Source organism: Couchioplanes caeruleus, from assembly GCF_023499255.1.
Classification (GTDB): Bacteria; Actinomycetota; Actinomycetes; order Mycobacteriales; family Micromonosporaceae; genus Actinoplanes; species Actinoplanes caeruleus_A.
Genome location: NZ_CP092183.1, coordinates 1122118 through 1146549, shown reverse-complemented (window position 1 = coordinate 1146549; position 24432 = coordinate 1122118). Strand labels below are relative to the sequence as shown.

Here is a 24432-nt window from a genome sequence, read left to right as displayed (position 1 = left end):
GTCACCCCGACACAAAGGTCGACGGAACTGCCTCGTTTGGCGGGCACCACCCTGCGGCTGCACATTGACGTGAATAGTAGAGTCAGGTCCATGCCAGTAGCAGCTATCGCGGAGCCGTCCACCCCGCCGACGGCAGATTCACCGAAACCATCCCGCCGCGCCCTCGGAATCGTGGCGTTGCTACTCGCCGGCGGAGCCGCCGGGGTAGGCACTTTGTGGGCCGTTCACGACCCGCACACGGCGAAGCCGGAGCATTTGGTCGGGGTGGTCGATTGGTCGAACCAGTCCACCAACACCATTTCGTTCCGGGCCGACGGCCAGCCGCCGACCGGCGAGCAGGTGTTCTATCGCGTGGTGTCGTCCACTACCGACTACCCGGGCTGCCTGGTGGGAAACGGGTCCGATCCGGTGCGGCAGGACAAGCGCAGGGTCGAACTCGACACGGTGCGAGCCGATTACGGCGGGAAGCAGCCGGTCCGTATTGCGATGTCGCTACTCTGCAAGGACTGACCAGGAATTCAACGCCGGCCGAGGGCACTTTTCCCCGGCCGGCGCAACGATGGCTTCGGGCATTCGGGCCGATCAGTCGGAACGCTGTCCCAACATCGTCAAACATTTATCGATTCCGCTGTCGCCGGTGTGCGAACGGTCGCGCAAAGCGACCCACACCGTCTTGGCGCTGGCGTCCTTGAACGCGGCGCGAACCAGTACTGCGGGGGAAACCGTGTCTCCGGCTGCGGCAGCCACACATAACGGCGTCGAACCCAGCGACAGCCTTGCGGCATCCGGCTTCTCATCGGGCGAGCACGGCAAGAGCTGAGCGGCCAGAATATCCGCCGGATTCCGGTACGACTCGGGAAGCTCCAACCGGACTGCCCCGCATAGTTCGTCCAATTGAGCGAGATACGCCGGCGACATGTCGCCGTCACCATACCGCTGCCACAGCTGGTCGGACAGCCGTGAGGTCACGTCGTGATTGCCGGCAGCAATGTCGGCGGCTGCCTGCGCTTGCCCGTCCGCGGCCAGGTACCCGATTTCCACCTCGGCCGAAAGGGCGTCGAACCTGGTGACGGACGCGCCTCCGGACCGAGGGGACTGCACCGTCGGCTCGGCGCGCATGTGCGACTTGAGGAACGTGCTCATCGCCTCGGCCCGTTGCGTGAGCAGCGTGGCGCCGGTGACTCCCACCGGATACGGGCGGCTGAGAGCCGCCCACCTGAGGGTGCGGCGCATCGGGCCAGCTTGCAGGTAACGCAATCTCATGGAGCCAAATGAATGCCCGATGAATCCGACGTACGAAAGGTTCTCCTTGCGGCCGACGGCATCGATGACTTGCCGATACGATTCGGGAGTGAACCCCCACCTGCCGTGTTGAATGTCGCAGGTGTCTCGAAGAGCGCCGGCCTGCCGCAACGCTGGACCGGTCGGCGTCGAGCGAATCGCGCTCGCGAACTCCGACAAGGATTGCCGACACGCCGGATCCACTGCTCTCGTCGACCACGGCTCGTCGACAGCAATCACGTTGTACCGGTCGAATACCTGCGGGGCCTGCGTGACGAACCCGCTGAGGTAGTCATCGGACAGCACAGGCACACCGGGACCGCCGAAATCAACGATCACCGTTTCCTTGGTGGCTCGTGCCGGCCGATGCAGGGTGTAACGCCAGGACCGACCTCCGGCAGTGGCCTGCCGGCACTCTGCACGGGATGGGAAATCCACGCATACATCAAGGTTCGCCGGACCCGTGACCGGGCGGCCCGCCGAGCCCTCAGCATGGTGTGCATTCTCATTGCTGCCGACCACGACGACGACGGCGACGGCGACGGCCACAGCTGCCGCCAAGGCGGCGCGCCAGGTGCTGAAGATTCTCAGCAGGCGCGCCGCCCCGGTCGGGTGTTCTCGTGTCACCAGCCGGAGTCCTTGAGGACGTAATCGTCGGTGTCGGTGACCGTCTGCGGGCCCTTGATGTAGCGAACCGTCGCCCACGCATAGTCGGCCCACACCGGCACCGAAGACTTGTCGGTTGCGGTGTAGTCCCCACCGACGTCTACGCGAACCTGCCGACCGGTCGGCTCGTGGCCCTCAACGCCTATGCCGATCATCTTGAGCCCGGTGTCGATGTGCAGAATGCTGGTGTTGCACGTCTGGACCGGGATGCCGATGTTCGCGGTGATGCCGTTGTAGGTGCCGCCGAGAGTGGCGGTCTTGGTCGTGCACGACTGCGACGGGCCGGTCGGTTGCCACGAGTTGAGCTTGGAAATGTAGCTCGACGGGTGGTACAGATCGACCTTCCATGGCTTCGACCGGATCGTGAAGTCCCGGATATCGGGGTTCGCGGTGGTGGAGTTCGGCCGGGTGAACAGGCCCCACCGGTTGTACACCCAGTGACTCGTGCCGCTCTGCGCCCACTTCTCGAAGCAGCTCTCCACGTGATAGTCGGTCGAGCTGTACGAGGCGTCCCAATAGGCGTTGTTGCAACCGTTGCTGTACTTGTACATGTTCTTCGGGTTGACGCCGGCGTCGTAGCCGCTGCCACCGGCGAGCTGGGCGGGAGCGCCGTCGAGGGTCTCGGCCGAGCCGTCTGGCTGGAATTGGATACCGAGACCGCTGGCGCCATTCTCGTCATCACCGACGCTCTGCAGCGAGATGTCGCCCGGCGCGGAGGACCCGGACCAGACAACGGAGATGCTGTGTCCACTCAGCAGTGGATTGGCGATCGTGGCAACCTGCACGTCCGCCTTGCGTAGCAGGTGCCCCGCGCGCGCCCGGCGGTCCAGAAAGTCTGTCACCCGAGAATTCTCTTGGGCCTGCACCTTGTCGGATCCCTGCGCCCGCAGCTTCGACACTTGCGCGGCGCCGGACATGTCGGCCCGGTGACTGACCCGGACAATATCGGCGCTCGCGATGCGGGCAGTCCGCACGGTGGGCGCAGTCTGGGCCGGAGAGGCATGTGCGGCACCAGAAGCCGCAATTAAGAGTCCCATCCCCACCATCGACGCGAGCGCGACCTGGGGGCCCCGTTCTGGGAGCTTCAAACCATCCTCCTGCATGCTGTCGGTATCCATCCCGGGAAAGACGGCCACAGCGCAACGTCGATCCACGGACGGCGATCTTTCTAGCACGCAGACTCAGGCTCCCGCCGACCCGGTCGAATTGTCCGACCCCTACCCCGGAGTTCTTTTACAGCGCATCCGGCAACCTCTCGCACGCGCCGCCATCGCTCGGCGCATCCATGCCCCGGAAGCCGGGATCCTCGATCGCGTTCTCATCGTTGAGCTGCAGTTGTTCCGTTACGAACCGCGCTCCACAAAAGACGCTATCGAACGTTCTCCCGGTCGAACTCGAAACGCTTCGACAGAGCAAGAACCGTATCGTGATTACGATCACACACATCCTTCCAATCGCCCTACGCATTTCCTGCATCAGGTTTTTCAGGGCTTTCAGCACTGAGAAGGCGATTTGCCCGACCGAATCGCGTCTTCACAGCGTTGGCGTGGTCGCTCGCCGCGGTCCCCCTGCTCCACCAGCAACCGCGTACCCGGTACAGGTGCGCGACCCCATCGGTGGCCGGGTCGCTGACCAGTGCAGCGATCTCACCCGGCCCACGGTCAGGCGCCTCCCCCACTTGGTCGACTATGGGGTATCAGCCAACATCAGGAGCAAGCCCTTCGAAGGGAAGCCATGACGTCCGACTACACCGCCACGTTGCCTCGCAAGCGGATGGGCGCCGGGGTTGTGCTGTCCGACGCCTCGGGCCGGGTGCTGCTGGTCGAGCCGACGTACAAGCCGTACTGGGAGATCCCCGGCGGGGCCGTGGAAGCCGGCGAGTCGCCACACGCGGCGGCGGCGCGGGAGGTACGGGAGGAGCTCGGCCTGACGCTGCGGCCGGGGCGGCTGCTGGTGACCGACTGGGTTCCACCGCGGCCGGACCGTACCGAGGGCCTGATGCTGCTGTTCGACGGCGGAACGCTCACCCCGCAGGAGGCCGAGCGGATCAGGGTGCCGGCCGAGGAACTGCGCGGCTGGGCATGGTGCGATGAGCACGAGGCCGATGAGCGGCTCTCCGGCCCGCTGGCACGGCGGATGAGCGCCGCGGTGCGGGCTCGATCGACCCGGACGTCGCTGTACCTGGAGAACGGCTTCCCGACCGGGTGAGCTCGGCTTCACCGTCCATCGTGGCGGCGGGCCCCCGAGCGTTGCTGAGCTCGTCACGCTCACCGCAGGCGGGTATCACTCTTCCGGGCTAAACCGGTTGGGCGCAGCGTGATGATCAAAACGCGAAAACCGCGAAACGGACGCCCGATCTCCGGACCGGCACCCCCGGCGTTTTCTACTACGAGACGCCGTCCTGCCTGCGAAGCGACGGCGTCTCACCAAGCGAAGCGTCAGGAGAAAGCGCCATGCACCACGACCGCGCCGGATAGCCGGCTCCGGAGCGCCTGCTGTCTTACGAACCCGGCAGGTGACGAAAAGAGATCCGCAGACCGTGTCGTGGCGCGTGTGCGGATCAGGCGGGTCCTCGGCGGCCAGAAAACGCCGAGGGCCCGCACTCGCCGAAGAGTAATTCATTCACAGACCTCACCGTCGCGGCCGTGTCGCATGCCCCCGGTCAGCGGCCGCAATGGTGTGGACCCGCCGCCCGTGGTGCTGATCAGGCGGGTTCCGGGGGTCCTCGCCGCCCCGCCCGGCGGCGGGGACCCCTACCACGGCCGGGCACCGGCCGCGAAACGTCAGACCTCGAACACCGCTTATTTGCCCCACCCGCGAGGAAGGTGCTAATCGCATGTCGTCCCTGGTCATCACCGCTGTGGCGGGCGCCGCGCGCCGGTCGGGCATCGATGAGGGATGCAGCCTGCGGCGCGCCGTCCCCCGGTCGGGGTAATCCGGTGAGCGCAGAAGCGGGATTTCGAACGGATGAGAATGCCGCACGGACATCCGATCACGTTTCTGCCCCTGGTCCGGGAATGTTGTGCCGCGCCCTTTCCGCCTCCACCGGAATCGGCGCAATCGCACAGGTCATTCCCCGTGGCCCCGGTCGCGTCCCGGCGACCGGGGCCACGTTCAAGGTCTCGCAGGAGGAAACCGCGGATGCGCAAGCTCAGTAGACGGACCACCGCCGTCGTCGTCGCCTCGGTCGTCGCTGTGGGCGCGGCCGGTGCGGCGTACGCGGCGTGGACCCTCACCGGTACCGGCACGGCCGAGGCGAAGGCCGGTTCCGTGGTGACGCTGAAGGTCACCAGCGCCGGGCTGGCGGGCGGGCTCACCCCGGGCAACGCGACCACGGTGCTGCTGACCGTGGAGAACCAGAACGCCTTCCCCGTACGCATCACCGACATCGACCTGACGCGGCTGGACTCGCCGCAGGAGGGCTGCGCGGCGACCGAGAACGTCGAGGTCGTCAACGACGCGCCGCTGCCCGAGGCGGCCACCGTCCCGGCCGGCAGCAAGGACAAGCCGGCGACCGCCCGGATCGCGTGGGCCGGACCGCTGCGGATGGTCGCCGACCCGGCGGACGCCTGCCAGGGTGCGCCGTTCACGTTCAACGTCCACCTAGACGCCGTCAGCGCGGCGGCGTGAGGGCGGCGATGGGGCACGGTGGCGGCCTCGCCGTCGCCCCGTCGCCCACCGATGAGCAGACACCGAAAAGGATGCGCATGCGCAAGCTCGACCGTCGCGGCAAGGTGATCCTGAGCGTCGCCGCCGCTGCCGCCGTGATCGTGAACGCGGGCGCCGCCTGGGCGTACTGGTCGCTGGGCGGCGCCGGCACCGGCGTCGCGGTGGCGGGCACCGCCGTGGAGCTGAAGCTGCAGGGCCGGTCCGACGAGAGCAAGCCGCTGTACCCGGGCGCGACCGCGGACCTCGCGGTGACCGTGACCAACCAGAACGACTTCCCGGTGAAGATCACCTCGATCAGCCCGGGCAACGGCAAGGTGACCGCCGACGCCGACCACCGCGACTCCGGCTGCGTCGAGACCGGTGTGGTGCTCACCGCCGACGTGCTGCCGGTGGCCTGGCAGGTCCCGAAGAACACCATCGGCGTGTTCACGGTCCCGGGCGGGCTGCGGATGACGAACAGCTCCGACAGCGCCTGCCAGGGGGCGACCTTCACGATCCCGGTGAAGGCCTCCGGGCTGAGCAGCGCTTCCTGAACCATCCCGTGGGCATCCGGGCCGACGCGCCGCCCACCTCCCCTTGTCCCGTCGGCGAGCATGTCAGGAGTTCCGCTGTGCACCGATGGCACAAAACCGTGGTCGCCGCGGCGGCCGTCGTCGGCGCGGCCGGGCTGGTGGTCGCGCTGCGCGATCCGTCGACGACGGACCAGCAGATGACGCTCACCGCGGCGCCGGGCGCCGACGGCAGCAACCCCGTTTTCACCGTACGGGGAGCAGCGGTCGAGGACCTCTACCCGGGCGCGCGGCGCCGGCTGGTGCTGACCCTCGCCAACTCCTCGAGCCACGACCTCGTGGTGACGGGGATGCACGCGCGGCTGACCGCCACGTCGAAGCCGGGCTGTGAGCCGGTCGTGTCCAACCTGGAGGTGGGTCCGTACACCGGGTCCCTGCCGGCCCGGGTCGGTGCGCGCGACAGCCGCGAGGCCGGGGCCGTACCGCTGCACATGCCGAACTCGGTCGTGGACGCCTGCCAGGAGGCGACGTTCACCGTGCTGCTGACCGCCGACGCCGCCGTGGCATCCCGGTGAGGCATCGGCGTACCCGTACCGGACAGCCTTTTCGTTTTCTGCGGTCGCCCCTGCCGTTCGTCGGCGTGGCGACCGCGCTGGCGATCGGCACCGGTGTAGCCGCGTACGGCGACTGGGACGTCGGCGCGGAGGAGGCACAGTTCACCGTGCACGCCGCGAGCATTCCCCGGATGAAGGCGCCCATTGTGGAGCTGCCCGGCGGGGAACCGCAGATCACCGCGGAAGGGATCGTCGCCGCGGGCCCGCGGATCGCCTGGGACCGGGTCACGATCGCCCCGGGTACGCCGGTGCAGCGGTACGTCGTGACCCGGCACCTCGGGCCGATCGCGCAGGTCGCGTGTGACGTGCCGGCGGCGCGGGCGCGGTGCGTCGACGAGAGCGCTCCGGCCGGCTACCTGGCGACGTACACGGTGGCGGCGACGTACGGCACCTTCTGGACCGGCGAGCCGAGCCCGGCGAGCGAGCCGGCGCTGCTGCCCGGCGAGGCGGCCCCGATCGTGGTCGACGGCGTGGTCCTGGTGCCGGGCGCCGACGGTTCCGCGCTCGTCCCGGCCCCCGGGGTGAGCGCCTCGGCCCCGGGCGGGGTCGTCGTCGTCCCACAGGCGGGCGCCGCGGACGGGCGCGGCCAGCCGGAGCCGGTCGCGTCCACGTCGACCGCGCCGGCACCGGATCAGGTGCAGCCGCCGCCGGTGCAGGCGCCGCCGGTGCACAAGCCGCCCGCGCCGCCGGAGGAGTCCGCGCCCGCCCCGGACGCCGGGAAACCGTCGTCCAGTGCGTCCGCCGGAACCGGTAAAAACGATGGGGGCACGCAAAAGGATACGCCGATCGGCTCGGCGATCGACGCCGTCATTCCGGGCTGACTAGACAGCCGTCGAAGTTCATAAAAGCGCGTTCCTGTCACGGCGAAACACCCTGAACAAACAGCTAAATTCCGGACGACGGCCGTTTACGCCAACTGCCTTTACAGGTGTCACGGTTTCCATGGGGCAACAAATAGGATTGTCGGTATGACGCCATCCGGTTCGATCGCCATCCAGCTCGCTCTGTCCGTCGCCATGGTCATCTTCACCGCGTACGTCGCGGGCCGGGTGCACCAGTGGTACCGGCACGGCTTCGACCGCGATGTCGCGTTCCGGGAGGGCTACAACCAGGCGTCGCACACGCTGTTCCAGCTCGCGGTGCGCAACCACCCGGTCAAGCCGGCGCCGGTCGCCGCGCCGCGCCCGGCCACGGCCGTCGCACCCGGTGTCCGCGCCGTCGTCCCCCTGCACCAGCTTCCCGAGCGCACCCCCGTCGACCCCGCCGGCGGCCGCATCGAGCACACCCGCCTGTTACCGCACCAGGCCTGACCCGTAGGGAAGTACCGGACCGCCATGACCGTTCCCGGCAACAGCATCATCCAGGCCCTGTTCGCGCTCGCGTTCGTCATCGCCAGCGGGTACGCGGCCGGCCGCATCCACCAGTGGTACAAGCAGGGCCTCGACCGCGACGAGGCCTATCGCAACGGCTACGACCAGGCCTCCAACTCCATGTTCGACATGGCCATCCGCAAGCGCCAGCAGGATCCGGCAGCGGCGGACGCCGAGGGTGACTTCACCCCCGCGGCGGCGGAGAGCCCGGACCGTCAGCATCTCGTCGGCCAGTCGCGCCGGCGCATCCAGTCGCAGCCGCAGCCCAAGTCGGGGCGCCGGCGTCGCCGCTCCGGGACACGCTGAGGTTTGCCCTGCCCCCGCGGATGCTGCTAGACCCCCATTCCTCCTGGTCATGACGGTTGCGCCGGTGAGCCGCGGCGCCCGTGGAGGTGACCGGGCGACCCACTCCTCGCCCGGCCGGATTAGCTCGGAGGGCTCGATCCTTCCGGTCGACCGGCCGCCCGGGACGGGCCGAATGCCGATCCCGCACAAGGCGACGAATCGGGCACTGTGGGGACTCGGCCGAGCATCCGTACCCGCAGGAGGAGGCTCCGTATGTGCGTCCCCGCTGTCTCGGGTCTCCCGGGCATCGCGGCGGGCGATACCGCACCACCCGCCCCAGGAATCCGGCGGCCCCGGCTGGACCGGCGCGCACGGGCCGTCCTGGCGGGAGCCGCGGCCACGGCCGCCCTGGTCAACGCCGGTGCGGCCTGGGCGTACTGGACGGTCACCGACGCCCGCGCCGGCGGTGTGCAGCCCGGTTCCTACGTCTCGATGGCCCTGCTCGGGAAGTCCAGCCTGGACACGCCGCTGCAGCCGGGAGCCGTCGGCGCCCTCACCGTGACGGTTGCCAACCACAACCCGTACCCGATCGTCGTCACCGCCGTGGAGCCCGGCCCGGGCAACGTCATCGCCGACGCCGAGCACCGCGAGGCCGGTTGCCGGCGGCCCGCGGTGGGCTTCACCGAGACCTCGCTCTCCGTACGCTGGCCCGTGGCCGCGAACAACGTGGCGGTGTTCACCGTGCCGGACGGCCTGCGAATGGCGGCGGACGGGAACGCGGCCTGCACAGGCGGCGTCTTCACCGTTCCGGTCGAGGTCACCGGCCACGCCGATCGACATTGACCCAGACTGCTGCGCTCGCCTGCCGAGCGGCGTAAGTTCGAGACGCCGGATCGACACCGCCGCTACCGGAGGTCGCCCATGACCACCGTCCAGCCGAGACCGATCGTGACCCGACCGTGGCCCGTCCGGCCACAGGTCAGGGGTAACGCGCTCGCACGGTTGCTGCGCACCACCGACGCTAAACAGATCGGGATCATGTATCTGTTCACGTCGTTCGCGTGGTTCATGATCGGCGGCTTCCTCGCGCTGCTGATGCGCGGCGAGCTCGCCCAGCCCGGCCTGCAGTACCTGTCGCCGGAGCAGTACAACCAGCTGTTCACCATGCACGGCACGATCATGCTGCTGTTCTTCGCCACCCCGATCGTGTTCGCCTTCGCCAACTACATCGTGCCGCTGCAGATCGGCGCGCCGGACGTGGCGTTCCCGCGGCTGAACTCGTTCGCGTACTGGCTCTACTTCTTCGGCGGCCTGATCGCGCTGGGCGGCTTCCTGACCCCCGGCGGCGCCGCGGACTTCGGCTGGACCGCGTACGCACCCCTGAGCGACTCCACGCACTCCCCGGGCATCGGTGGAAACGCCTGGGTGGTCGGCCTGGCCGTGTCCGGACTGGGCACGATCCTCGGCGGCGTCAACATCATCACCACGATCCTGACGCTGCGGGCGCCCGGCATGACGATGTTCCGGATGCCGATCTTCACCTGGAACATCCTGATCACGAGCCTCCTGGTGATCCTGATCTTCCCGTTCCTGGCCGCCGCGCTGTTCGCCCTGGCCGCCGACCGCATCCTCGGCGCGCACGTGTACGACGTCGGCACGTCCGGCCCGATGCTGTGGCAACACCTGTTCTGGTTCTTCGGCCATCCCGAGGTGTACGTCGTGGCGCTGCCGTTCTTCGGCATGGTCACCGAGGTCATCCCGGTGTTCAGCCGCAAGCCGGTCTTCGGCTACAAGGGCCTGGTCGGCGCCACCCTCGCGATCGCCGGCCTGTCCATGAGCGTGTGGGCGCACCACATGTTCGCCACCGGCCAGGTGCTGCTGCCGTTCTTCAGCCTGCTCAGCTTCCTCATCGCCGTGCCGACCGGCCTCAAGTTCTTCACCTGGATCGGCACGATGTGGCGCGGGCAGATCAGCCTCGAGACGCCCATGCTGTTCTCGCTCGGGTTCATGGTGACGTTCCTGTTCGGCGGGCTCACCGGCGTGCTGCTGGCCGCGCCCCCGATCGACTTCCATGTCCACGACACGTACTTCGTGGTGGCGCACTTCCATTACGTGCTGTTCGGCACCATCGTGTTCGCGGTCTTCTCCGGAACGTATTTCTGGTTCCCGAAGATGTTCGGCCGGATGCTCGACGACCGGCTCGGGAAGGTCCATTTCTGGCTGACGTTCGTCGGCTTCCACACCACGTTCCTGGTGCAGCACTGGCTCGGCGCCGAGGGCATGCCCCGCCGGTACGCCGACTATCTGCCCTCCGACGGGTTCACCACGCTCAACATGATCTCCACGCTGGGCTCGTTCGTGCTGGGCGCCTCGACGCTGCCGTTCCTGTACAACGTCTGGCACTCGTACCGGGCGGGCGTGCTGGTCACCGTGGACGATCCCTGGGGCCACGGCAACTCGCTGGAATGGGCGACGAGCTGCCCGCCGCCGCTGCGCAACTTCGACCACATGCCCCGGATCCGCTCGGAACGCCCGGCCTTCGACGCGAAGTTCCCCGAGCTCGCCGCGGGCGACCAGTCCGTGGCCGGGCCGCCGGAAGGTGGCGCCCGCCCGCTCACCAGCGAGTCCAGCGGCGGCGCGACGTACCAGGAGGACCGCACCGACACGTGAGGCGTTCTAGACTCACCGCGTGATCATCGAGAAGCAGGCCGGCGACGAGGGTGGCGTACGCCTGCGCGTCGCCGGGGAGCTCGACATGGTCACCGCCGACGAGCTGTGCGCCGCGGTGTCCGCCGCCCTCGCCGACGGCGCCACCGCGGTCGTCGCCGACCTCACCGGCGTCACGTTCTGCGACTCGTCCGGCATCGCCGCGATGGACCGGGCCTACGCCGAGGCCGCACGGACCGGACGGACGTTCCGGATCACCGGGGTGCACCCGAACGTCCGCCTGGTCCTGGAGCTCACCGACATGTACGACACCCTCACCGGCACCTGAGCCCGGTCAGCCCAGCACGGTCGGGTCCTGCCCCGGCAGCTCCGCCTCGATGCGTTCCTTGCGGACCTCGCCCGCGAACACGTGCGCGTCGGTGTGCACCAGCTTCGAGAGGCGTACCCGCTCCACCGGAACGATCTCCGTGGTGACCACGGGCCGCTCCTCGTGCAACGTGACCTCGTAGATGACGCCGCCCTCGGGCGTCTCGAACACCTCGCGCGGCCCGAACACGTCCGGGTCGTGCACCAGCTCCCGCCCGCCCTCGGTGATCGGCTCGCGTTCCAGGCGCAGCTCCTCGCGGCGTACCTGGACGGTGATCTGCACTTCCTCGGTGATCACGTGCTTGCGCAGGCGGGCGCGTCCCGCCTCGTACACCTCGGTGGAGGCGACGAGCCGCTCCTCCGAGCGGGTCATCGCGTCGTCGGAACCGAGGTCGTTCACATCGGCGGTGCTCATGGTTCCAGCCCTCCCTGCCGGCCGGCGCGGCCCGGGCCCGCGCGAAACGGGCCCGGGCGCCGCCACGTCAGCGGTTGCGACCCTCCGGGCCGTCGAACTCGATCTGCTCCTTGCGCACCTCGCCGCTGACGGTCTCCTCGTCGCGGACGGTCTCCTTGCCGAGGCGTACGCGCTCCACCGGCACCGCCTCGGTCTCCACCACCGGGCGCTCGGCGTGCAGCGTGACCTCGTGCTCGGCCTCGCTGATGTCGGGGCCGCCGAACGCGTCACCCCGGTTGGCCTCGGTGATCGGCTCGCGCTCGAGGCGGACCTCCTCGTGCGAGACCGGTACGCGGACCTGCTGCTGCTCGGTCACCACGTACTTGCGCAGCCGCGCGGTGCCGGCCCGCTCGGTCCGGGTGTCGGCGACGAGCCGCTCTTCCGACCGGGTCATCGCGTCGTCGCTGCCGCCCGTGGTGGCGGTGGTGGCGGTGTCCTCGCGGTACTCGCCGCCGTTGCCCGCGGACAGGCCGTAGTACGTGTACAGCTCGCGCTCCTCGGCGGGGCTCAGCTCGCCGTCCGGGTCGACCCGCGGCGCGTCCTTGACCCGCGCCTTGTCGTACGCGACGACGACGCGGTCCTCACTGAAGCCGGCCCGCTCGAGCGGGACGAACGTCTCCTTGGTGCCGAACAGGCCGGTCTTCACCGACACCCACTCGGGCTCGCCGGTGGTGTTGTCCAGGTACACCTGGCCGACCGAGCCGATCTTGTCGCCGTCAGTGTCGTAGACGTCGGTGCCGTCGAGCCGGGACAGGTCGTTCTGGGTGATCATGGGGCCTCCGGGGGTACAGGCGATCGCCGACCGCACTGGGATGGACGCATGGACGTCGCCACGGGGGTATTCATCGGATGCCGGCGACGTCGTTGCACCCCGGAAAGTGCCCGGCCGTTTACGTCATAAACAACCCGTGGGAATTACTTTCCCTCGGTCAGGCGGGCGGGGCGCCGGCGCCGGGGCAGCAGCAGCGCGACCCGATCCAGCAGTGCCTCCAGCGCCTCCTCGAAGTCCTGGGCGGCGACGTCGACCGAGAGGTGCGGCTCCAGGCGCTCCAGGATCGGGTAGTCGCTGAGGTCCCCGACCGGCGCGACCTCCGGCTCCTCCACCGGCCCGGTCTCCACGCCCCGCCCGGAGACCTCGAGCAGCAGGTACCCCAGCAGGAAACTGCTGAACGCGCGGTACACCGCCGCCGCGTCCTCGTCCGAGAACCCCGCCTCGATCATCACCTGCAGCATCGACTCGATCCAGCGCAGGCTGCGCAGCGGGGGGCGTACCCAGGGCGCGGCCGGCGGACGGGTCGCCACCAGCGGAAACACCTCGGGGTGGGCCAGCGCGATCCGGCGCAGGCCGTGCGCCAGGCGCTGGAGGTAGTCCACCCAGCCGGCATGCGCCTCGAGGTGCACGTCGGGGTCGCCGAACAGCTCGTCCACCACGGCCTCGACCACGCCGTCGAGCAGCGCCTCGCGCCCCGGCACGTACCTGTAGAGGGCCATGCCCTCGACGCCCAGGTACGCGCCGAGCCGCTGCATGGTCAGCATGCGCAGGCCGTGCTCGTCGATGTACTGGACCGCGGCGTCGATGATCCGCTGGCGGCTGAGGCCACCCCGGGCGGCGCCGGCGGCGTCGGCGGAGGGCACGCCGGCCGCACCGCGACCGCGGGGGCTGTCCGGATCCTGCACGGTGCGACCTCCCGGAGGGTGACGTACGGCGCAAGTCTGCCATAGACCATGATCAAGCGGACACCGAAGCGGAGTGAATTTCACATCGGACCGTCACCGGCTATATCGTTTATGCGATAAACGGCATCGGCGCGATTGATCACGTCCCGGCTCGGGCAAGAGGCCGCCCGCAGACGCGGCCATCGAGGAGGCAGCCGGCGTGCACGAGCACTACACGATCCTGCGTGAGCCGGACGTCATGAGCCTCGGCGGCACGGCGACCCTCGTCGTGCACGCCGGCGGCGACATCGACCTGCAGGCCTGCCCCACGCTGCGCGGCCTCATCCTCGAGGCCGCGGCGGACGCCCGGGCCGAGGCGGTCACCGTCGACCTGGCCCGCGCCACGTTCATCGACTCCGCGGCGCTGCAGGTCCTCGTCCACGGGTTCCTCGCCACCACGGAGGCACGCAAGGGCTTCCACGTCGCCAACGCCCGCGGCATCGTCGAACAGGTCCTCGTCACGACCGGGATGCTGGAGGTCTTCAACGGCCGCCGGTGAGCACCGGCTCGCGCTCCGGCGCCGGGGCCGGGCGGTCCGCCCGCGGGGTCCGCAGCAGCGGCACGCAGGTGAGCGCGAGCCCGCCCGCGACCGCGACACCCCCGGCGATCTGCGGGCCGGAGAGCGCGTCGCCGAACACCGCCACCCCCAGCGCGAAGCCGACCAGCGGCTCCAGGTTGACGAACGCGCCGGCCACCGCGGGCGTCACCCGGGACTGACCCCACGCGAAGAGCGTGAACGGGACGAGCGTGCCCGCGATCGCGAGGACGAGGGTCGCCGCCACCGCGGCCGGGGTCAGGGAGAGGGCCGCCGTACCGTCGACGAGCACGGCCGCCGGCAGCGTCACGACGGCGCCGACACCGAACTGCACCGCGGTCACCGCGACGGGATCGCGCCCGGCCAGCACGGCCGGCTGGGCGAGCAGGAACGCGGCGGACAGCAGGACGGACAGGGCCACCAGCGTGTCGCCGGCGAGGGTGGCCGTACCGCCGCCGTGGCCGGCGATGACCACGATGCCCGCGAGCGAGAACGCGGCGCCCGCCCACGTCGAGCCGGTCGCGCCGCCCCGCCGGGTCAGCACCCCGAGCAGCGCCACCAGCACCGGGGTCGCCCCGACGATCAGGGCCGAGTGGCTCACGCTGGTCCGGGCGATGCCCGCGTTCTGCAGCACGATGACCCCGCCGTACCCGATGGCGCCCCAGAAGAGCGCCCGCGGTGACGACGCCGCCCGCAGCCCGCGCCGCGCCACGATCGCGAGCGGCAGGGCCGCGATGACGAACCGCACCACCGTCAGCCACGCCGGGCCCATGCCGGTGAGCGCGACCTTCGTCAAGGGCACGGTGGTGCCCCAGAGCAGGCCGGCGGTGGCGAGAGCGAGCAGGACGAGTCGACGATCGGTGCGCATCAGACGATCGTCCGCACCACGACGTCAGATTCGCCGGCTCGGCCGGATCACGAAACTATATTTGGTCACATGGCAGCCCGACTTGATGAAATCGATGTCCAGCTCCTCAACGAACTGCAGCAGGACGCCGACCGGTCGAACCTGGAACTGGCCCGGCTCGTCGGCCTGTCCCCCGCCGCCACGCTCAACCGCATCCGGCGCCTGAAGAAGTCCGGTGTCATCCGGCACGTCACCGCCAAGCTCGACCCGGCCGAGGCCGGCTTCCCGCTGCAGGTGTACGTGTCGGCCCGGCTGGGCCGGCACGACCCGCGCGCCGACCTGGCCTTCCAGAAGGCGGTGCTGGCGATGCCCCAGGTCATCGCCGCCGACTGGGTGGCCGGCGAGATCGACGTGATGATGCTGATCGTGGCGCGCGACGTCGCGGAACTGCAGCACGTCCTCACCCAGCTGTCCTTCAAAGGCGCGCAGCGGCTGACGACCCTGCTGCGCCTGCAGGAGATCAAGGGGACCTCGCCGCTACCGCTCACCGCCGAGGCGTAGCGGTACCGGCTCAGCTGAGGAGACTGATTCCCAGGCCGAGCACGGCCAGGCCCTGCAGGACCGCCCGGGCGACGACGAGCGTCATGCCTGCGCCCCGGTTCCGCCGAGGGCCGGCAGGGCGCCGATCTGCTGGAACACCTGCATCAGGTTCAGCTCGTCCCAGTGCTCGGCGAACAAGCCGTCCCGAACCCGCCAGATGTCGATGCTGTGCATCTCGACCGGCTTGCCGGTGGCGGGGAAGCCCATGAGCTCCCCGGTGTGCGTGCCGCGGTAGACGAAACGGCCCACGACGCGGTCCCCGGAGATCACGAGGTCCTCCCTCGTGACGGTCACGTCGGGCAGGCCTGCGAAGAACATGCCCCAGAACCGGCGGTTCGCCTCGCGACCGTCGGCGACGAAGGCGTTGTGATTGAGGTAGTCCTCGGCGACGAACCGGTCCACCAGGTCCGGGTCGTGCGTGTTGATCATCTCGACGAAGAGGTCGGCGAGGTGCTGTTCCTGGGACATGTGACGCCTCCTGAACTTGGTTAGCGATGCTAACGCTAGCAACGCTAACTATTCAGGAGCGCTCGTGTCAATAGCACTGATAGAAACAGTAGCGGTGCTACAGTCAGATATGGCGATCGAAGACCGCCGGCAGCGCGAGCGTCTCGCCCGTCGCCGGCTCATCACGGAGACCGCGCGCACGCTGGCCGAGCGCGAGGGCTGGAACGCGGTCACCACGCGCCGGCTGTCCACCGAGATCGAGTACAGCCAGCCGGTGCTGTACAAGCACTTCGGGTCGATGGAGGACATCGTCGAGGCCGTCGCGCTGGAAGGCTTCGGCGAGCTCACCGAGACGCTGCGCGCCGCCCGCCGTGGCAGCCCCACTCCGGCCGACCAGGTCGGCCGGGTCGCCGCCGCCTTTAGCGACTTCGCTGCGAGCAACACCGCGCTCTACGACGCCATGTTCACCCGGTCGACGCGACTGCACTTCGGCGGCACGGAGGACACGCCCACGCCGCTGATCGAGGCGTTCACCGAGCTGCGCGAGGCGGTCGCGGCGGTCGCCGGCACGCGCGACGTCGACACGCTCACCGAGGTCGTGTGGGCGGCGCTGCACGGGCTGGTCGAGCTCGACCGCCACGGCCGGCTCCGCCCGGGGCACGCCGCCGAGCGCCTGCAGCTCCTCGTCGAGCAGGTCCGCGGGTCGACGCCCTAAGCGATGGCCAGGGTCGTGTTCGCCTCTGGCCCGGAGCCGATCGGGCGCGCGGTGAACGCGGGGACCTGGGCGGGTGCCGTACGGCCGGTGGTGTCACCGAGGCCCAGCTGGCCGGACGCGTTGGCACCCCAGCACCACACCGCGTTGCCGGTGTCGGTCGCGCACGAATGCTGGGCACCCGGGGTGACCGTTCGCCAGCCCGTACCCGAGCCCACGCGTACGGGCGAGGTGCGGTTGGTCGTGTCACCGAGGCCGAGCTGGCCGGACGCGTTGGCACCCCAGCACCACAGGCTGCTGTCCGTACCGATCGCGCAGGTGTGCTGTCCACCCGTCGACACCGTCCGCCAGACGCCGGCGCCCACCCGGACCGGGGAGAGCTTCGTCGTGGTGTTGCCCTGGCCCAGCTGGCCGGCGGCGTTGTCGCCCCAGCACCAGAGGCTGCCGTCGGTACGGGTGGCACAGGCGTACGCGGCACCGGCGGTGATCGCGTTCCAGGTGGTCGTGGTGCCGATCTTCACCGGGGCGGTGCGGTCCGTGGTGGTGCCCAGGCCCAGCTGACCCGACGCGCCCGCACCCCAGCACCAGATCGTGCCGTCGGAACGCAGGCCACACGTGTACGCCGTCCCGGCCGTCACCGTCCGCCACGTGGTCACCGCGCCGACCTGCACCGGAGCCGTACGGTCCGTGGTGTCGCCGAGCCCCAGCTGCCCCGACGCGTTCGCACCCCAGCACCAGAGTGTCCCGTTCGAGCGGACACCGCACGCGTGCTGGCGACCCGTCGCCACGGCGGTCCACGTCGTCGCGCCGACGATCTGGACCGGGCCGGAGGTACGGGCGGCCAGGTCGCCGAGCCCCAGCTGACCGGACGCGTTGGCGCCCCAGCACCACAACGTGCCGTCCGTACGCGCGGCACACGCGAACCCGGCACCCGCTGCCGGCCGCACCCACGTGGTGACCGAGCCGACCGCGGTGGGCGTGGCCAGCGAGCCGGACGCGGCGGCGCCGGTCTGCCCGGACGACGAGTCGCCCCAGCCGTAGAGGCCGCCGGACGAGAAGGCGGGCGCGGCGGTGAACTTGACCGAGGTGGTCGTCTTGGCCGTGAAGGCGGCATCGGACCGGGCCAGACCGACGAGGCCGCCCATGGCCGCCAGGGTCACCGCAGTCGCTATCAGCAGACGCCTCACGCCGCTCCTTCTCCGTCCGCTGTCATCGTCGGCCGGCAACCGCCCGAGGTGAGGAATCAGGGCTTACGGGCCGGGCGCAGCACCAGCGCCAGCGCGGCCACGACGGCGGCACCCTGCGCGAGGAACAACACCGGACGCCCCTCACGCAGCTCAAGGCTGCCGAGCGCCACCCGCGGGACGAGCAGCCGGCCGATGCCCCGCACGTCGGCCGGCGCCGTACGGAAGGAATCGTCGCTGCCGTTCGCGTCGCCGCGGGTGATCAGCATGCCGTCGGCGTCGATGCCGGCGATCCGGTGGATGCGGGTACGGCCCGGCCGCAGCGCATCCGGCACGACCACGACCTGGCCGACGGCCGGTTCCCAGCCGGCGGGCGGCGCCGAGGTGACCGCCACGTCCCCGCGGTGCAGGGACGGGCTCATCGAGCCGCTGGTCACGACCGTCGGCTGCCAGCCCCAGACGGCGGGCAGCGCGGTCCAGGCGAGCATGGCCGCGACCCCCGCGAGGGCGGCGACGGCGATGAGGCGTACCGCGCCCGCGGAGAGGCGCAGCACCGGCATCCGGCGGGCACCGGTCCAGGCGACGGCCGTCATGGTCAGCTGTTCGCTTCCCAGGTGAAGGTCGCCGCGGCGGACGCGGCCTGCGCCGTGTCGGGCGTCGCGGCGTTCACCGTGTACGTGACGTGGTACGTCTTCTGCTGCCCGGAACCGCTCGGGGCGAAGGTGCCCACGCCGGTGGCGAACCCGGTCTTCGTGCTGCCGAAGTTCGCCAGCGTGCCGGTGTACGCGGTGCCGGACGGCGTGAAGCCGGTGCAGCTGCCGAAACCGCCGCCGCTGCCCTCCTCGATCACCAGGTCCACGTACGGGGTCAGCGCACCGGAGACGGCGGTGCCGTACATCTTCACGGTCGACGACAGGCTGCCGGTGTACGACACGGTGATGCACTTGTCACCGGTCGAGCCGGGCCGCAGGTTCGTCGCGTTGAACATCGCCACGGCGCTGTCGTCGTCGCTCAACACCACCGTGCCGGCGTTCCAGGAGTTGGCAGCGGTCCCGGTGGAGGCGGTGAAGGCGGCGCTGGACGCCTGCCACATGACCCCGGAGCTGACCGCGATCCCACCGGCCACGGTCAGGCCCACGGCCACCATCTTCATCCCCGCAAGCTGCATGACATTCCTCTCGGACCCGGCGCGGCGGGCATCGCCGTCGCTGTTGCCCGATAGTTCGGCGGCCCGTCTCAACGCGGGCTCAAGCGCCCGTCAAGTCCCCGGCAAGTCCCCCGCCGACCGCTCAGCGGTTGGCCGGCTCGTACCGAAGTCCGTCGCCGGCCGGCAGCAGGAAACCCGCCCACCGCTCCTGCGGGACGACGCCGCCGAGCGTCTCGGCAGAGACCGAATCCACCTCGAAACCGACCAGCCCCAGCCGTACTGGTACCTGCCTGTGCACCTGCCCGGCGATCGCGACGAGCCAGTCGTCGAGCCCGCTCCGCCAGTCCAGCGACTCCGGCCCGCTGCGCGAGTCGAACGGGTAGCCGCCGATCCGCCGGTCCGTACGGGCCAGCGCGCCGAGGGGCAGGTACAGCTCGATCCACTCGGGTCCGTCGCCATCGTCGCGTACGGCGAAGCAGCCGCAGACGACCCGCCGGCCGGTCGGGAGCGCGACCCGGCCCCGCAGGTGGCCGAGGCTCTCCAGGGACCCGACCGTGCAGGGCACCGCGGGCTGATCCTCGGGCTCCCGGCCGCTGTCGGCGCAGCAGCCGTCGATCCCGGCCGCCTGCCAGAGGGCGGTCAGGGCCGCCTGCAGGCGCTGGTCGTCGCGGGGGCCGAGCTCCAGGCAAAGCTCGTAGAAGCCGCCGGTCCAGTTCTCGCCGTCGACGAACGACGCAGGATCAACCACGCCGGTCCATCAGATCCGGCTGAGGTCGACGTCGACGGAGAAGGGCACGGCGACCCTCACGACGCCCGCGAAGATGTCGCCGTCGCGGTAGCGGCCGGTCGCCGGGTCGAGAACGTATGTGTAGACCAGCGGCGCACCGGTAGGGGTTTGCTCGACGCGCCAGTAGAACTGGATGCCGGCCTTGGCGTACTGGTCGGCCTTGACGATCCGGTCCGTGGTCTCCGAGCCCGGCGACACGACCTCGACCACCAGAAGCACGTGCTCCGGCCGGGTCGGTGACACATCCAGGGCGTCCGCCCGATACACCGTCACGTCGGGACGACGATTGTTGAGCGGCACATCTTGAAGCCGGACGTCGAAGTCGGTGTCGGCGTTCCAGTCCGGCCCCGCGGCGCTGTCCAAGGCGTTGGCCAGGAGCCGGGCCAGGCGGTTGTGGCGCTTGGAAGCGCTCGGACTCACGAGAACCATCCCATCCACGATCTCGATGCCCGCACACTGCTCTTCCGTCCAGGTCGCGTATTGCTCCGCGGTGACCTGCTCATGCATCCAAGCCGGCGCGACCATCTCGGCGGTCATACCTACCTCCTGGACCGTGAAGTGCTACGCCCCTCAACATATCGTCAGGCCAGACCGGTGACCGTGCGCGTCTCGGAGTTGTACGTGCGTGCCGCGACCGCCCTGCCCGCCGCCGCACCGACGGAGCGTGGGTACCGGGCCTGCAGCTCCGGCTTGACCCGCAGCGCCAGGCTCACGTGCGGCACCCAGCGCCCCGGCTCGTGCAGCGGATTCCGTTCCCGGCCGTCGAGGGCTTCCCACACCGATCGCTGCATCGACAGCAGCGCGGCCGAGGGGCGTACCCGCCAGGCCACCGTCCGGCCGAGGAACACCACGTCGGCCAGCTCCACGTCGAGCGGCAGCGCGGCCAGGGCGGGCACGACACCGGGCGACAGCGCGTCGGCGGCGGCCAGCGTCACGTGCGGGCGGTTCGTGGGGTGCTGGTGCGAGGCGAGGCTGCGCAGGCCCGCCGCGGCGAGGTCGTGCCAGACCTCCCGGACACGGGATGACAGCGGGGCGTCCAGCAGGAGCTCGACCGTGTGCATCAGGGGAACGGTAGACGCGCAACGGCGGGGACGACGATCGCTCGCCGCCTCCGCCGTCCTTCGAGCCCGGCGTCACCGCCGATAACAGAGCGTGGGCAGGCGGTACGCCGGAGTGAAATACTAGCCGTCCCGTGCAATTTGCACTACGCCCTGATGCTGTCCACATCGCGCAGCGTGTGGCGCTCGATCACCGGCACGGGCGGCAGCGGCGCCCCGGTCACGCTGTCGTAGAGGTGGGCGCGGGCGCGTTCCACCGCGATGTCCGCCAGCTCCTCGTCGTGCGACGCCTTGCCGATGCTCTCCGCCATCACCCGCGAGGTGGCCTCGGCGTACCGGCGGGCATCGCGCAGGCCCTGCTCGTAGCCGATCGCGGCCTCGTGCTCCCGGCCGCGGGCGACGCGGGCCTCGCTGCGTTCGTACGCGTTGCCGTGCGAGACGAACTTGAGGCCGACCGCGGCGCAGTCGAGGGCGACCAGCAGCAGCGCGATGCCGATGTAGAAGACGCCGATGCCCCAGAAGTCGCTGGTCACCAGGTACCACATGGCCTTGGTGCGGGCACCGAAGCCGGCGTCGGCCTCGATCGCCTCGGCGTTGGCCGTACGCTGATCGCTGATCTTGCGGGTCAGGTCCGCCTGCTCGGCGGCCCGCGACTGCCGCGCCGCCTCCTGGCTCTTCTGCAGCTCCGCGGCCTGCGCGTCGAGGCGCGCGGCCTGGTCGTCCAGGCCCCGGGACCGCTTCACCAGCGTGTCGCAATAGCCGCCCTCCGGGCAGCCCGCCTTGCGGGAGACGCCGTCACCCTCGGAGTCGGCGAGGGCTTGGGCATAAACGGTACGGGCGTCCCTGCGCTTCTGCGCAGCGCGTGTGGTGAGCGCCTGCACGGCCCGGTCGTCCGCCGCCGTCTCCCGCTTGAGCTGCTGCATCCGGGCGTCGTACGCGGCGATCGCCCCGCCCTGCTCGACCTGGCTGATCTGCTCGTTGTGCACCTCGTTGAGCCGCGCGTCGATCTCGCCCTGGTAGCGGGCCAGCATCAGCGGCTCGGTGATGATCACGGCGAACAGCAGGGCCAGGGCGAGACGGCCGGCGTACAGCCCGACGGTCGGGCGGCGCAGCAGGTCAGCGGGGTCCGACGACTCCAGCCGCTCGTAGTTGATCGCCACCCGGCCCACCACGGCCCGGTCGTACGCCACCACGCCGGTCGCGACCAGCGGCCCGACCAGCCACTGCCACCACGGGTGCGTGTAGTTCGCGCTGGCGTCGACGAACGCGGCGCCGCCGACCGTCGCGTACACGAAATAGAGCATGATGAACACGCCGATGGCGCTGTAGAGGACCCGGTCCGAGTGCGTGGTCACGCTGTCCGGGTTCACGTTGGCGATCCGGAGCAACAAGCGACGCATGCTGCGAGTCTCGCTGATCGCACGCGGCCGCGCGGGCGAAACGGGTGGATCGGGTGGTCTCCTCAGGTGAGCGAGGACGGCTCCGTGATGGCCACGCGGACGATCACCGAGGCGTGCACGGTCTGCGGCTGCGGGTCCAGCTCGAGCTCCAGGTCGGCGGCCGACTCCATCCCGTACGCCGCGGCCCGCATCCTGCCGCCCCCGCCGCCGGTGCCCTCGTCGGAGATCTCCACCAGCCGGTCCACCCGAGCGCCGACCGCGTCCGCGTACTCCCGGGCCCGGCCCAGCGCGTCGGTGATCGCCTCACGCCGCACGTCGGCGCCGGCCCGGCTGCCCGGGCGCAGCTGCCACCAGGGCCCGGAGATGGCCGCGTCCTCGCCACGGCCCAGCCGCAGCAGGATCTCCCCCAGCGCGGCGAAGTCGGTCACGGTCACCGTGGTGCTGACGCTCCCCACGTACGCGGAGATGCTGCCACCGCGCTTGAGCTGCGGGTGCACCCGGACCCCGCTGGTCTCCCGCCGCTCGACCGCGTCGGGGTAGTCGTCGAGCGCGGTGCGCACCTCGGCGGCCCGCTCGGTCAGCCGGGTCAGCGTGACCTGCCGGTCCTTGTCGCGTACGGAGACGGTGACGGAGAACTGGGCGATCTCCGGGGGCACTTCCCGGACGGCCTCACCACGGACGACGACCATCGGTTGCTCAGGCATCCCCCGAACCTACCCACCGCGCGCGGAGTCGGATATGCGTCCGAGGCGTTCGGGCAACTCCCGGCGGGCGTGCCGGCGCGCTGCCCATCCTGGGAGCGACCCGCCCGTCCCGATCTTCAGGAGACCGCCGTGCGCGCATCGACCCGCGTCCTGACCGCCCTCATCGCCACGATCGGCACCGTCGCCGGCGTCTGCTCCCCCGCCCGGGCGGGACTGATGTACTACGGCGCCGACAACTTCAACTTCGCCGGCTCGTACGTGGCCTGGGAGTTCAGCACGCCGGGCGGCCCGTACTCCGGCGGCGTCAAGCAGACCGCGGACCCCGTGCACAAGGGCGTCGGCTATCTGCGGGAGAGCGCGGCGGGCGGCACGGGCTGGGGCTCGCTGGGCCGGTCCGCCACGATGGCGCCGGCCACCCCGAGCGGCACGAAGTGTTCCATCCAGGCGTCGCTGCGTACGGAGACCCCGGGCCGGACCAGCACCGTCAACGTCGAGGTGATCGACCCGGCCACCTGGCGCTACATCGCCCTCAACAGGGTGACCGTCGGCACCGAGTGGGCCGAGGTGCAGACGCCGGACTGGGTCAACGGGCCGACGACGGTCTACTTCCGCGTCTCGCTCTTCGGTGACGCCTCCACGAAGGTGCTGCTCATCGACGACGTCTACTGGAAGTGCTTCAACAACTAGGTGCGCGTCTCAGGCCAGCGGGATGCGTACGCCCCGGGTCAGCGCCGAGCCGCGCAGCACGACGGACGCCAGCCTCGTTCCCCGGGGGACGTCGAAGACCAGCGTGCCGCGTACGCGGACGCCGGGATCGATGCGCTCGAGCACCGTCCGGCCCGGGCCGGCCGCGTACATGGCGGCGCCCGCCTCGCTGGGGAACGCCCGGCCGTCGGCGGCGTATCCGGTCTGCGCGCCGGCGTCGAGGGTCCGCGCGCGCCGGCCGATGTTCTTGACCGTGACGGTGACCAGGCAGAACCGGCCGCGCGCCTTCTGTCCGAGCCGCCGGGTGCCGACCTGGCGTACGCCGCAGCGCATCCCGGTGACGGCGAACTCGAAGCGGCCGTCGGCGACCTCCTCGTTCATCCGGCCGGCCACAGCGTCCGCGCGGGCAGCCTGCCGGGTGGTCCCGCCGAGACCGGCGGAGAGCTGGTCGGCGGCGGCGCCGATGGCCGCGACGAGCGTGACGCAACCCGCGGTGAGCAGCACCGCGAAGACGACGACGAGCCACGGCCACCAGTCGTCGGTACGCGTCGCGAGGTGCTGCCGCAGCCGGCGGTACGGCATCGGCGACCCCCTCGGTCCAGCGTGGCGTGGCCGGGTAGCCACCCGAGAGATACCGGACCCGGCCACGCACTACACCAAACCCGCACGTAAGCCGTGGCGTAGTGGGCCGAACAGTCACCCTCTGTGG

Annotated in this window: 32 protein-coding genes; 16 read left to right on the top strand and 16 right to left on the bottom strand. The window is 70.4% G+C overall.

The genetic code is table 11. The features are described from left to right. Positions 1-171: 171 nt before the first annotated feature. Complete coding sequence (locus COUCH_RS05495; protein ID WP_249611009.1) at positions 172-510, top strand: hypothetical protein; 339 nt, start codon at positions 172-174, stop codon at positions 508-510. A gap of 72 nt (positions 511-582) precedes the next feature. Here the strand turns inward: COUCH_RS05495 and COUCH_RS05490 are convergent, their stop codons facing one another. Both COUCH_RS05490 and COUCH_RS05485 read right to left on the bottom strand, forming a co-directional pair. Continuing rightward, positions 583-1908 (bottom strand): hypothetical protein, encoded by a 1326-nt coding sequence (locus tag COUCH_RS05490; RefSeq protein ID WP_249611008.1) that lies wholly within the window; start codon positions 1906-1908, stop codon positions 583-585. Beyond that, complete coding sequence (locus COUCH_RS05485; protein ID WP_249611007.1) at positions 1905-3065, bottom strand: hypothetical protein; 1161 nt, start codon at positions 3063-3065, stop codon at positions 1905-1907. Before COUCH_RS05485 ends, COUCH_RS05490 begins: the two co-directional genes overlap by 4 nt. Here COUCH_RS05485 and COUCH_RS05480 point away from each other — a divergent pair. The 11 genes from COUCH_RS05480 to COUCH_RS05430 all read left to right on the top strand — a co-directional run bounded on the left by COUCH_RS05480 (position 3049) and on the right by COUCH_RS05430 (position 11389). Beyond that, the gene (locus tag COUCH_RS05480; protein ID WP_249611006.1) at positions 3049-3450 is read left to right on the top strand and encodes a hypothetical protein; all 402 of its coding nucleotides are present in this window, start codon (positions 3049-3051) and stop codon (positions 3448-3450) included. The genes COUCH_RS05485 and COUCH_RS05480 overlap by 17 nt on opposite strands. A 231-nt stretch (positions 3451-3681) precedes the next feature. After that, on the top strand, positions 3682-4155 hold the full coding sequence (locus COUCH_RS05475) for an NUDIX domain-containing protein (protein ID WP_249611005.1): 474 nt from the start codon (positions 3682-3684) through the stop codon (positions 4153-4155). A 933-nt stretch (positions 4156-5088) separates the two neighbouring features. Beyond that, entirely contained in the window at positions 5089-5577 is a 489-nt protein-coding gene (locus COUCH_RS05470) for a hypothetical protein (RefSeq protein WP_249611004.1), read from the top strand. Positions 5578-5654: 77 nt separating this feature from the next. Further along, the gene (locus COUCH_RS05465; RefSeq protein WP_249611003.1) at positions 5655-6149 is read left to right on the top strand and encodes a hypothetical protein; all 495 of its coding nucleotides are present in this window, start codon (positions 5655-5657) and stop codon (positions 6147-6149) included. A gap of 77 nt (positions 6150-6226) precedes the next feature. Further along, positions 6227-6700 (top strand): hypothetical protein, encoded by a 474-nt coding sequence (locus COUCH_RS05460; RefSeq protein ID WP_249611002.1) that lies wholly within the window; start codon positions 6227-6229, stop codon positions 6698-6700. A gap of 65 nt (positions 6701-6765) precedes the next feature. Then, positions 6766-7560, top strand: coding sequence for a hypothetical protein (locus COUCH_RS05455; RefSeq protein WP_249611001.1), 795 nt, complete (start codon positions 6766-6768; stop codon positions 7558-7560). A gap of 147 nt (positions 7561-7707) precedes the next feature. Further along, a complete protein-coding gene (locus COUCH_RS05450; protein WP_249611000.1) occupies positions 7708-8049 on the top strand; it encodes a hypothetical protein in 342 nt (113 codons plus the stop codon). Between the two features lie 24 nt (positions 8050-8073). Next, positions 8074-8415: a hypothetical protein gene (locus tag COUCH_RS05445; RefSeq protein ID WP_249610999.1), complete on the top strand. Its 342-nt coding sequence runs from the start codon at positions 8074-8076 to the stop codon at positions 8413-8415. Between the two features lie 252 nt (positions 8416-8667). After that, on the top strand, positions 8668-9237 hold the full coding sequence (locus tag COUCH_RS05440) for a hypothetical protein (protein WP_249610998.1): 570 nt from the start codon (positions 8668-8670) through the stop codon (positions 9235-9237). 78 nt (positions 9238-9315) lie between these two features. Continuing rightward, positions 9316-11064, top strand: coding sequence for an aa3-type cytochrome oxidase subunit I (ctaD, locus tag COUCH_RS05435; RefSeq protein ID WP_249610997.1), 1749 nt, complete (start codon positions 9316-9318; stop codon positions 11062-11064). A 19-nt stretch (positions 11065-11083) separates the two neighbouring features. Then, entirely contained in the window at positions 11084-11389 is a 306-nt protein-coding gene (locus COUCH_RS05430; protein WP_249610996.1) for an STAS domain-containing protein, read from the top strand. 6 nt (positions 11390-11395) lie between these two features. Here the strand turns inward: COUCH_RS05430 and COUCH_RS05425 are convergent, their stop codons facing one another. From COUCH_RS05425 to COUCH_RS05415, 3 genes are all read right to left on the bottom strand, one after another. Further along, positions 11396-11842: a YsnF/AvaK domain-containing protein gene (locus COUCH_RS05425; protein WP_249610995.1), complete on the bottom strand. Its 447-nt coding sequence runs from the start codon at positions 11840-11842 to the stop codon at positions 11396-11398. Positions 11843-11909: 67 nt separating this feature from the next. Then, on the bottom strand, positions 11910-12653 hold the full coding sequence (locus COUCH_RS05420; RefSeq protein ID WP_249610994.1) for a PRC and DUF2382 domain-containing protein: 744 nt from the start codon (positions 12651-12653) through the stop codon (positions 11910-11912). A gap of 143 nt (positions 12654-12796) precedes the next feature. Further along, positions 12797-13558 carry a TetR/AcrR family transcriptional regulator gene (locus COUCH_RS05415; protein WP_249610993.1) on the bottom strand — a complete coding sequence of 254 codons (762 nt, stop codon included), beginning with the start codon at positions 13556-13558 and terminating at the stop codon, positions 12797-12799. 199 nt (positions 13559-13757) lie between these two features. Between COUCH_RS05415 and COUCH_RS05410 the strand changes: the two genes are divergently transcribed. Beyond that, positions 13758-14096: an STAS domain-containing protein gene (locus COUCH_RS05410; protein ID WP_249610992.1), complete on the top strand. Its 339-nt coding sequence runs from the start codon at positions 13758-13760 to the stop codon at positions 14094-14096. Here COUCH_RS05410 and COUCH_RS05405 read toward each other — a convergent pair. Next, positions 14080-15000 (bottom strand): DMT family transporter, encoded by a 921-nt coding sequence (locus tag COUCH_RS05405; RefSeq protein ID WP_249610991.1) that lies wholly within the window; start codon positions 14998-15000, stop codon positions 14080-14082. The two genes, COUCH_RS05410 and COUCH_RS05405, sit on opposite strands and share 17 nt — an antisense overlap. Before the next feature lie 69 nt (positions 15001-15069). On the opposite strand from COUCH_RS05405, the gene COUCH_RS05400 reads away from it, so the two are divergent. Next, entirely contained in the window at positions 15070-15540 is a 471-nt protein-coding gene (locus tag COUCH_RS05400) for an Lrp/AsnC family transcriptional regulator (RefSeq protein WP_249610990.1), read from the top strand. An 81-nt stretch (positions 15541-15621) separates the two neighbouring features. Here COUCH_RS05400 and COUCH_RS05395 read toward each other — a convergent pair whose 3' ends face one another. Continuing rightward, on the bottom strand, positions 15622-16047 hold the full coding sequence (locus tag COUCH_RS05395) for an ester cyclase (RefSeq protein ID WP_249610989.1): 426 nt from the start codon (positions 16045-16047) through the stop codon (positions 15622-15624). A gap of 109 nt (positions 16048-16156) precedes the next feature. On the opposite strand from COUCH_RS05395, the gene COUCH_RS05390 reads away from it, so the two are divergent. Then, complete coding sequence (locus COUCH_RS05390; protein WP_249610988.1) at positions 16157-16741, top strand: TetR/AcrR family transcriptional regulator; 585 nt, start codon at positions 16157-16159, stop codon at positions 16739-16741. Here COUCH_RS05390 and COUCH_RS05385 read toward each other — a convergent pair. The 8 genes from COUCH_RS05385 to COUCH_RS05350 form a co-directional block, all read right to left on the bottom strand. Then, a complete protein-coding gene (locus COUCH_RS05385) occupies positions 16738-17925 on the bottom strand; it encodes an RCC1 domain-containing protein (protein WP_249610987.1) in 1188 nt (395 codons plus the stop codon). The genes COUCH_RS05390 and COUCH_RS05385 overlap by 4 nt on opposite strands. A gap of 56 nt (positions 17926-17981) precedes the next feature. After that, entirely contained in the window at positions 17982-18515 is a 534-nt protein-coding gene (locus COUCH_RS05380; protein WP_249610986.1) for a S26 family signal peptidase, read from the bottom strand. A 2-nt stretch (positions 18516-18517) separates the two neighbouring features. Next, complete coding sequence (locus COUCH_RS05375; RefSeq protein ID WP_249610985.1) at positions 18518-19090, bottom strand: CalY family protein; 573 nt, start codon at positions 19088-19090, stop codon at positions 18518-18520. 121 nt (positions 19091-19211) lie between these two features. Continuing rightward, positions 19212-19817: a hypothetical protein gene (locus COUCH_RS05370; protein WP_249610984.1), complete on the bottom strand. Its 606-nt coding sequence runs from the start codon at positions 19815-19817 to the stop codon at positions 19212-19214. A 9-nt stretch (positions 19818-19826) separates the two neighbouring features. Then, positions 19827-20393 (bottom strand): Uma2 family endonuclease, encoded by a 567-nt coding sequence (locus COUCH_RS05365; protein ID WP_249610983.1) that lies wholly within the window; start codon positions 20391-20393, stop codon positions 19827-19829. A 44-nt stretch (positions 20394-20437) separates the two neighbouring features. Continuing rightward, positions 20438-20917: a 2'-5' RNA ligase family protein gene (locus COUCH_RS05360; RefSeq protein WP_249610982.1), complete on the bottom strand. Its 480-nt coding sequence runs from the start codon at positions 20915-20917 to the stop codon at positions 20438-20440. A 143-nt stretch (positions 20918-21060) separates the two neighbouring features. Continuing rightward, on the bottom strand, positions 21061-22314 hold the full coding sequence (locus tag COUCH_RS05355; RefSeq protein ID WP_249610981.1) for a DUF4407 domain-containing protein: 1254 nt from the start codon (positions 22312-22314) through the stop codon (positions 21061-21063). A gap of 62 nt (positions 22315-22376) precedes the next feature. Then, positions 22377-23018, bottom strand: coding sequence for an SIMPL domain-containing protein (locus tag COUCH_RS05350; protein WP_249610980.1), 642 nt, complete (start codon positions 23016-23018; stop codon positions 22377-22379). 129 nt (positions 23019-23147) lie between these two features. Here COUCH_RS05350 and COUCH_RS05345 point away from each other — a divergent pair, with 129 nt between their 5' ends. After that, the gene (locus tag COUCH_RS05345; RefSeq protein WP_249610979.1) at positions 23148-23705 is read left to right on the top strand and encodes a hypothetical protein; all 558 of its coding nucleotides are present in this window, start codon (positions 23148-23150) and stop codon (positions 23703-23705) included. A 9-nt stretch (positions 23706-23714) separates the two neighbouring features. Here the strand turns inward: COUCH_RS05345 and COUCH_RS05340 are convergent, their stop codons facing one another. After that, complete coding sequence (locus COUCH_RS05340) at positions 23715-24305, bottom strand: DUF4352 domain-containing protein (protein ID WP_249610978.1); 591 nt, start codon at positions 24303-24305, stop codon at positions 23715-23717. Positions 24306-24432 lie beyond the last annotated feature (127 nt).